Raw genomic sequence first — 8,797 nt, 5'->3', positions numbered from 1 at the left:
ACTGTATAATATCCATTAAGGAACAACTCCTGTTCTATGTTTTTAGTAGGTAAAAACAGTTTAACACAGGAGTTGTTTCTTTTTTTTCGTTTCCAACAATTACTTTACACTAACAGCATTTATAGTAAACAAAAAATGGAGGAGATAGGTTTGTTTATTGGGATAATAGGTTTTCTTGCTTTTGGAGTTGGAATTATTTGGTTAATCGCTTCTTTTTTTACTAAGAAAGGTTTTAAGAAGCCTTTAATTACTATAGGTGTTGGTTTTGTTTTATTTATAGTTGGAGTAGTTATGGATCCAACTACTGAAGAACAAACTGAAGGAAGTACTGTAAAATCCAGTGAGGTCATAAAAGATACAAGTGAGGAAGATTCTGAAGCTGAAGCAAAACAAGAACTAGATGAAAAGGATAAACAAGAAAAAGCTGAAGTAATAGCAAAAAAAGAAAAGGAAGAAGCTGAGGCTAAAGTAAAAAAAGAGCAAGAAGAAAAGGAAAAAGCTGAAGCTGAATCGGTTAAGAAAGATGAAGAAGAAAAGGCTAAGGCTACTTCAGAATCTATTGCTGCTGAAGAATCAAAAAAAGAGTCAGAAGTTCCAAGAGAACATAAAAATGCTCTTAACAATGCTTATGATTATTTAGATTATACTAGCTTTTCAAAAAACAAACTTTATGATCAATTGATTTATGAAGGATATCCAGATGATGCTGCACAATACGCAATCGATAATGTAAAAACTGATTGGAATAAAAACGCTCTTCAAGCAGCTATAGATTACTTAGATTACACTTCATTTTCTGATCAAGGTCTTTATGATCAATTGATTTATGAGGAATTTACAAGTGAACAAGCGCAATATGCTATGGATAATTTACCGTAACAAATAAAATAAAAACACCACTCTCCCCGACCAAAGTTTGAGTGATGTTCAACCAAAAAAAACAACCTACATTAGGTCTCTTTTCTATGTCCTATTGTAGCATAAAATAGGAGGAACATAAATGCCAGCATACAAAGAAAATAGTACATGGACTTCGAGATTTTACTATAAAACTAATTCTGGTGAAAGAAAACAAAAAATACGTAATTAACACAAAAATACTACCGTTTTTTGAAGATTTACCTATTAATCAAATCGATTCATTGAAAATAAGGAAATGGCAGAATTGGTTATTAAAGCAAGAAACTTCTCAAGGTAAAAAGTTAAGTCAAACTTATATTAAGACTATTAACAATCAAATTTCAGCTATTCTAAATTATGCTGTTAAATTTTATAACTTACCTTCTAATCCTATTCATAAAACTGGCAGCATCGGTAAAAAGCATGCTGATACAATGCAATTCTGGACATTAGACGAATTTAATCAATTTATTGAAGCTGTGTCAGATAAACCAACAAGCAAAATAATTTTCAATTTGTTATTTTGGACCGGTATTCGTTCTGGTGAATTACTAGCTCTTAATGGTAAAGACTTTGATAAAGTTAACTTAACTCTCAATGTAAACAAATCTTATGCTAGATTAAACCGTAGAGATATCATATCCGAACCAAAGACTCCTAAGTCTAAAAGGGTTATTTCATTATCTGAATCTTTATTTGAAGACTTAGATGAATATATAAACAAAATATATGATTATGATCCAGAAGCAAGGTTGTTCCCTGTTGATAAGTTTTATTTACAAAATGAAATGAAACGCGGGTCCAAGAATGCAGATGTTAAAAAGATTCGGACACATGATTTAAGACACTCTCATGCATCATTATTAGTTGAGATGGGTTGTTCTCCTATTCTTATTCAAGAGAGATTGGGCCATGAAGAGATAGAAACAACGCTTCGAACATATAGTCACCTTTACCCAAATAAACAACAAGATATGGCCAAACAAATGAACGATTTAAAAATTAAGTCCAAAGTAAGTCCAGCACAATAAAAAAAGCTGTTAGAACGTTGATTTAACAACGCCTAACAGCTTTTTCATTTCTATTCCCACTCGATAGTTGAAGGTGGCTTACTTGTTATGTCATACACGATACGGTTAACGTGTGCAACTTCATTTACGATACGAACAGATATCTTTTGCAAGACATCCCATGGAATACGAGCAAAATCACTTGTCATACCATCGATTGAAGTAACAGCACGCACACCCACAGTGTAATCATACGTACGACCGTCACCCATAACTCCAACGCTACGAATACCAGGTAACACAGTAAAGTATTGCCATACATCACGGTCAAGTCCAGCTAATGCAATCTCTTCACGAAGAATAGCATCACTCTCACGGACGATTTCAATTTTCTCTTCAGTCAGTTCGCCAAGTACACGAATACCTAATCCAGGACCTGGGAAAGGTTGACGCCATACTAAACTTTCTGGCATACCTAATTCAATTCCTAATTCACGTACTTCATCTTTGAATAAGGTGTTTAATGGTTCAATTAATTTAAACTGCATGTCTTCAGGAAGTCCACCAACGTTGTGATGTGATTTAATGGTTTCAGCAGTATCTGTTCCACTTTCGATCACATCTGTATAGAGAGTTCCTTGAGCTAAGAATTCAATGCCTTTTAGTTTTGTTGCTTCATCATCGAAAACATAAATAAATTCATTCCCAATAATCTTACGTTTTTGTTCTGGGTCACTAACACCAGCTAATTTATCCATAAAACGTTTTTTAGCATCTACTCTAATAACATTTAAACCGAATTTACCTTCTAAACTAGCCATAACTTGGTCGCCTTCGTTTTTACGCAATAAACCGTGATCAACAAAGATACACGTTAGTTGATCTCCGATAGCTTTTTGCAATAAGACTCCAACAACACTTGAATCTACTCCACCTGATAAAGCTAATAACACATTTTTAGTACCAACTGTTTCACGAATTTTCGCAATCTCAATATCGATAAAATTACTGATACTCCAAGTTCCTTTACAGCCACAAACGGAAAAAGCAAAGTTCTTAAGCATTTCATTTCCTTGTTCAGTATGGCGTACTTCTGCGTGAAATTGGAAAGCATGGAAATTTCTTTTTGTATCAACCATAGAAGCAATTGGACAATGAGGACTAGTTGCTGCAACTTCAAAGCCTACAGGAACTTGTGTGACTAAGTCGCCATGACTCATCCAAACCGTTTCTTCTTTTGCTAAACCTTCAAATAAAGGTGCAGAAACATCCGTCATTTTAATTTTTGCTTTTCCATATTCACGATTTGAACTGGCTTCTACTTTTCCACCTAGTGCGGTTGCCATCAATTGCATTCCATAACAGATTCCTAAAATAGGAATCCCTAGCTCAAAAATAGCGGGATCAACAGAGAATGCACCTTCATCATACACACTCATCGGTCCGCCTGAGAAAATAATACCTTTTGCATTCATCTTGCTCAGCTCTTCAGCTGTTACTTTATGAGAAATCAGTTCAGAAAATACGCCAAATTCTCTAATGCGTCGAGTAATCAATTGATTGTATTGACTTCCAAAATCTAGTACAACAATTTTTTCAACATTTGTTAAATCAGTAGTTATTGCCACACAGTTCACCCCATCTATTTTTTCTTTTTTACAGTTCGTTATCTATTTTAAGTATAATTCTCTGTTACGCTTCATTGTATCGACTCTGAGTAAACAAATCAATATGTCGAAAACGCTTTTCTAAATTTTTTTTAATATTTCCTAAGCAATAATCGATCAATATAATGATTCCCACTCTTATGAAGGATTAAATCTGCCCTATTTCGAGTCGGCATAATAAATTCCGTTAAATTTTTCAAGTTTACTGTTTTCCAAATTCCTCGTGCCATTGTAAATGCATCTAGGCGATTACCTTGAGCATAGGGAAAATAATAGTTGCTTGGATCCGTAAATGCCGTGTCTAATAATGTGCTAAATCTCTCTAAATACCATTTTTCAATTTGGTCAGGTTCTGCATCTACATAAATAGAAAAATCAAAAAAATCACTAATATAGATTTGTTCATTTGCAGGCAATTGAAGAATATTAATCCCTTCTACTATTAGAATATCTGGTTGATTCAATAAATGAAACTCATCTTCAACGATATCATAGATTTGATGTGAGTAAACAGGAGAAACTACATCCTTTTTCCCATTTTTTACATCTCCTAAAAAAGCAATCAACCGTGCCATATCATAGCTTTCAGGAAAACCTTTCCGATTCAATAAATTCTCTTTACGTAACGTTTCATTGGGATAAAGAAAACCATCTGTCGTAATCATATCTACAGTCTTGTCCTTATAGACACGAGATAGCAAAGTCTGTAACAAACGTGCGACTGTACTTTTTCCAACAGCCACACTTCCTGCTATTCCAATAATGTATGGTTTCTTTACAATTTTTTGCCCTAAGAATGCATTTTTTTTTGCTTGTAAGTGCTCATATTGACGAATGTAAACATCCAGAAGTTGGATAATCGGTACGTAAACTTCCTCGACATCCAATAGAGAAATACGGTCGTTTAAGCCGGTTAGCTCTTCTAATTCTTGATGGCTCAATGGAGCAGCAGTGTTTTTATTTAACTCTTTCCATTCATCACGTTCGATAATATGGAATGTTGCTGATTCTTTCATGCAGCGGCCCTCCGTATTCTTTTAAACTTCTGTCCAATTATAACAAATAATCTGTACTATTTGTAGTTCTCTCTAAATCAAATTTAATTTAATGCGTTATCTTAAAAGAAACTTAACTAGTCATGAATAACGAACTTAGTGTAGTATGATAGTGTTGGAGGTCTAGTGTCTCTGCTGTTATTTGCTATTTTATAAAATATGTATTACTAATTATGGGAGGATTTTATATGAAAGATGATGTAAATAAAAAAATGGTTTTAATTTGGGGAGATGTTGTAGCTATTCAAAGTTTAATCTTAGCTATTTTATTTTCGAGTTTCTCAACAATGGGTGCTTTTTTCTTAGCACCAATAGATGATAAAAGTAAACAGCTTTTCTTCGGACTTGCAGGTGCCTTGATAGGATTTGTACTCTCGAGTATCTTTATTAAACCAAAACGCGTTATCACAAATCCAACCAATCATGATGAACCAAAGAAAGAAACAACTAGACACCAAGGAGTGAGCAAATAGTGGATATCCTTTTATTCTCTCAAATGGTTGTTGCTTCTTTATCTGCTTTTCTATTGTATACCTTTATTGGCTTTATACCAGGAACAGATGAGACTTCCGTTCTTGTGCCTGTATCATTAGCTCTAGTATTAGCGGGAACACCACCTATTATTATTTTAACTTTTTTTATTTCAGCTATTATTACGTTAAATTTGACCAATGCTATGCCAACCGCTTTAGTTGGTTTACCAGGCGGTGTGTTATCTAGTCCTATGATTGAGCATGCTCTTTTTTTGAAAAATAGAGGATTATCTGCTGTGACGATAAAGAAAATGGCTGCTGGCTCATTAATAGGAACGGTCATTTCCATTCCTATTTCACTTGTTGTTGCTAATTTATTAGCACCATATGGTACAATCATTCAGCCTTATGCTCCATTATTATTTGTTATTGGTGCAATTTTTTTATCTTTAATCGGTAAAAATAAAATTCTCGCTTTGTTAAGTATTATTCCTTTAGCATTATTATTTCAAAGTTTACGCTATCTTTATTGGGGCTTGGAAGTTGTTCCTAAAGAGACGAATATTACTACTTCCTTCTTTTTAGGAATTACAATTGGCCCGCTTATTATTTCGCTATTTTCATTGTTAACTAAAGAAGGTCAAGAAAGTATGTTAACCAATCAACCAAAATATATTACACTCTCTGAAAAACAAACGAGCAAACAAACATTAAATCCATTGAAAATACTCTCAAAATCAGAGATAAAGTCTGCCTCTTTTGCAGCCTTAGTTTCTAATTTTTTCTTTGTTTTAAGTCCTGTTGGTTTAATTATTTTATTTGGTGGAGCAGTTGGAAACCGCAAGAAAGATTTAGTTGAAAAGGCGACAACTAGTATTACAACCATGAGTGCGCTGGCTCAGTCAACCTATTTATCTGGTATCATTATTCCTTTAATTGCGTTAGGTATTCCATTATCTCCTACCTCTATTGGTCCTGGAAATGCCTTATTTAATGCTCCTCCTGTTTTTACTGTAGATAACAATTTACACCATATATTAAGCAGAAGTGAGTTTATCTGGGCTATTTTAGTTGGTGCTGTTATCGCAAGTTGTCTTTCTTATTTTGTTATTAACCGTTATGCTGAAGTGATTTCTCGTTTTGTCTTGACTCGGATACCCCATGAAGCTGTTCTCGGATTATTTATTTCATTTATTCTACTATTGGCTTACATGGATGCTGGACTAATTAATATTTTTGGTGTTCTATTAATCGGTATTGTCTGTGGTTCATTAAACAAAATGGGCGTTAATTATGGCATTCAGTTTATGACTCTTTATGCTGCACCTTGGATTATTGAAAAACTAGCAAACTTATAAAAATCAAAACCATTTAAAAAGGAGGTCTCTTATGAAAGCGACCGGTATATCAAACGGAAAAATCATTTTAATGGGAGAACACTCCGTTGTCTATGGCGAACCTGCCATAGCTATCCCTTTCTTTGCTACTGCCATTGAAACTACGATTGAAACTACGAACGGACCTGTTTCGTTAGACTGTTTTTTTTATAAAGGGCCCTTATCTCAAGCTCCTAAGCGCCTTTTAAATTTAGTGACGGTTATTATTGAAACTGTAAAAAAACTAGATAAACCACTTGAAAATTTTGATATTACGATTAATAGTACGATTCCTGCCGAAAGAGGAATGGGTTCTAGTGCTGCTGTTGCTGTTGCAACCATACGTGCTTTGTTCCATTATTTTGAGGAGTCTCTGTCAAATGATGTTTTATTAGAATTAACAAATATTTCTGAAACTATCGCTCATGGAAATCCAAGTGGTTTGGATGCTGCAATGACCAGTGGCACTTCTCCTCTCTACTATATCAAAGGTCAAAAATTCGAATTCTTTCCACTAAAAGTATCCGCGTACCTAGTCGTTGCTGATACTGGAATAACTGGTCAAACAAAAGAAGCTGTTGAAAACATTGCACTCTTGTATCATTCTGATCCTAAAAAAACAGACGATTCAATAAAGCAACTAGGTCAATTAGCTAAAGAAGCTAAACAGGCTATTCAACAAAACAAAACGAACCAATTAGGAGTATATATGACTCAAGCTCATACCTTACTTGACTCTCTTGGTGTTAGCAACACTATCTTAAACACACTTGTCCATACCTCATTAGAATCAGGAGCACTGGGTGCAAAATTAACTGGTGGTGGTCGAGGTGGTTGTATGATTGCTTTAGCAAAAAATAAAGAGCATGCTTCTCAGTTATCTGATGTTCTTTTAAATGCCGGTGCTAAACATACATGGATTTACAACATGAGAAAGGATGATTAAGATGACTGAGAAAAAAGTACGCGCACATACGAATATTGCTTTAATAAAATATTGGGGGAAAAGAGATGAGAAACTTATCTTACCAGCTAGTAGCAGTCTTTCTCTAACGTTGGATGCTTTTTATACCGACACTTCTGTTGCATTTGATTCCTCAATTCAACAGGACACTTTTTACTTAAACGGCGTTTTACAAAACGACGTTGCTACTAAAAAAGTTAGCCATTTTTTAGATTTATTCAGAAAACCTGCCGGCATTCATTCTCCTGCACTAATAAAAAGTACTAATTTTGTACCCACTGCAGCTGGATTAGCTTCTTCTGCATCTGGGATGGCTGCTTTAGCTGGAGCTGCAAATGAAGCCTGTAACCTTCAGTTAACAAAGCGAGAATTATCACTCTTTGCTAGAAAAGGTTCAGGATCAGCAACACGCAGTATTTATGGAGGTTTCGTTGAGTGGCAAATGGGGACTTCTTCAACTGATTCATATGCCGTTCCAATCGACGACGCTGATTGGGATATTGGAATGCTAGTCGTTGTTGTGAATAGTCGTCAAAAAGAAATCTCAAGTCGTGAAGGAATGAAAAATACCGTTAAGACTTCTCCTTTTTATTCAGGTTGGCTAGAAAGCACTGCTAAAGACTTGATCGAGATTAAGGATGCTATCTACTCGCATGATTTCCAAAAAATGGGCGAAATAACTGAAAGCAATGGAATGAAAATGCATGGTACAATGTTAGGTGCCAATCCTCCTCTTTCTTATTGGGAGCCAGATAGTGTAGTTGCGATGCAACTAGTTCGTCAATTGCGTCAAGAAGGTCTTCCTTGTTATTTTACAATGGATGCTGGCCCTAATGTAAAGGTTCTTTGCCGCTTAACAGATAGCGATAAAATAAAAAAACGATTTGAAACTCACTTTGACTCTGACCAATTAATTATTGCCAAACCTGGTGAAGGGCTTAAAGTTTTGTCTGAGTAGAAAGCAACACTGAATAGTAAAGGAGGAAATGAGTCATGATAGAAGTTTCAGCACCCGGCAAGCTTTACATTGCTGGTGAGTACGCCGTGGTTGAACCTGGCCACCCAGCTATTATTGTAGCAGTTGATCAATTTATAACCGTGTCCCTTGAACAAACAAAAAATGTTGGAAGTATTACATCTTTCCAGTATGGCAATTTACCTATTTTATGGAGAAGGCACAATGATCAATTGGTACTAGATAAACGAGAAAATCCTTTTCATTATATTTTAGCCGCGATTACATTAACGGAAAAATACGCAAAAGAATTAAATAAGTCATTAGCATTTTTCAGTCTAACAGTGGACAGTGAATTAGATAGTTCCAATGGTCGAAAATATGGACTAGGCTCTAG

The 8,797-nt window shown here is 34.9% G+C and carries 9 protein-coding genes; 7 read left to right on the top strand and 2 right to left on the bottom strand.

Going from position 1 to position 8,797, the window contains the following annotated elements; translation table 11 throughout:
* Positions 1 to 150 precede the first annotated feature (150 nt).
* Both WBF61_RS06190 and WBF61_RS06185 read left to right on the top strand, forming a co-directional pair.
* Complete coding sequence (locus WBF61_RS06190; protein WP_424254872.1) at positions 151 to 879, top strand: Ltp family lipoprotein; 729 nt, start codon at positions 151 to 153, stop codon at positions 877 to 879.
* 182 nt (positions 880 to 1,061) lie between these two features.
* Entirely contained in the window at positions 1,062 to 1,931 is an 870-nt protein-coding gene (locus WBF61_RS06185; protein WP_424254871.1) for a tyrosine-type recombinase/integrase, read from the top strand.
* Between the two features lie 50 nt (positions 1,932 to 1,981).
* Here WBF61_RS06185 and guaA read toward each other — a convergent pair whose 3' ends face one another.
* Together guaA and coaA are read right to left on the bottom strand one after the other, a co-directional pair.
* Positions 1,982 to 3,538, bottom strand: coding sequence for a glutamine-hydrolyzing GMP synthase (gene guaA / locus WBF61_RS06180; protein WP_424254869.1), 1,557 nt, complete (start codon positions 3,536 to 3,538; stop codon positions 1,982 to 1,984).
* A 131-nt stretch (positions 3,539 to 3,669) separates the two neighbouring features.
* Entirely contained in the window at positions 3,670 to 4,593 is a 924-nt protein-coding gene (gene coaA, locus WBF61_RS06175; protein ID WP_424254867.1) for a type I pantothenate kinase, read from the bottom strand.
* A gap of 227 nt (positions 4,594 to 4,820) precedes the next feature.
* Between coaA and WBF61_RS06170 the strand changes: the two genes are divergently transcribed.
* From WBF61_RS06170 to WBF61_RS06150, 5 genes are all read left to right on the top strand, one after another.
* A complete protein-coding gene (locus WBF61_RS06170; RefSeq protein WP_424254866.1) occupies positions 4,821 to 5,105 on the top strand; it encodes a hypothetical protein in 285 nt (94 codons plus the stop codon).
* Positions 5,105 to 6,463 (top strand): tripartite tricarboxylate transporter permease, encoded by a 1,359-nt coding sequence (locus WBF61_RS06165; protein ID WP_424254864.1) that lies wholly within the window; start codon positions 5,105 to 5,107, stop codon positions 6,461 to 6,463. The genes WBF61_RS06170 and WBF61_RS06165 overlap by 1 nt, the downstream gene beginning before the upstream one ends.
* 31 nt (positions 6,464 to 6,494) lie before the next feature.
* Positions 6,495 to 7,427: a mevalonate kinase gene (mvk, locus tag WBF61_RS06160; RefSeq protein ID WP_424254862.1), complete on the top strand. Its 933-nt coding sequence runs from the start codon at positions 6,495 to 6,497 to the stop codon at positions 7,425 to 7,427.
* Position 7,428: 1 nt separating this feature from the next.
* A complete protein-coding gene (gene mvaD, locus WBF61_RS06155) occupies positions 7,429 to 8,403 on the top strand; it encodes a diphosphomevalonate decarboxylase (RefSeq protein WP_424254861.1) in 975 nt (324 codons plus the stop codon).
* Positions 8,404 to 8,438: 35 nt separating this feature from the next.
* Positions 8,439 to 8,797, top strand: a 359-nt coding sequence (locus WBF61_RS06150) for a phosphomevalonate kinase (RefSeq protein WP_424254859.1), incomplete at its 3' end; no start/stop codon positions are given.

Origin of the sequence: Carnobacterium sp., assembly GCF_049673005.1 — a bacterium.
Classification (GTDB): Bacteria; Bacillota; Bacilli; order Lactobacillales; family Carnobacteriaceae; genus Carnobacterium_A.
The sequence above is the reverse complement of the archived record's forward strand: the minus strand, read 5'-3'. Positions and strand labels throughout refer to the sequence as shown.

What these genes read in the sequence shown, in the direction of transcription:
- coaA (WP_424254867.1), bottom strand. Translation starts at nt 4,593, where the DNA reads ATGAAAGAATCAGCAACATTCCATATTATCGAACGTGATGAATGGAAA.
- WBF61_RS06170 (WP_424254866.1), top strand. Translation starts at nt 4,821, where the DNA reads ATGAAAGATGATGTAAATAAAAAAATGGTTTTAATTTGGGGAGATGTT.
- mvk (WP_424254862.1), top strand. Translation starts at nt 6,495, where the DNA reads ATGAAAGCGACCGGTATATCAAACGGAAAAATCATTTTAATGGGAGAA.
- mvaD (WP_424254861.1), top strand. Translation starts at nt 7,429, where the DNA reads ATGACTGAGAAAAAAGTACGCGCACATACGAATATTGCTTTAATAAAA.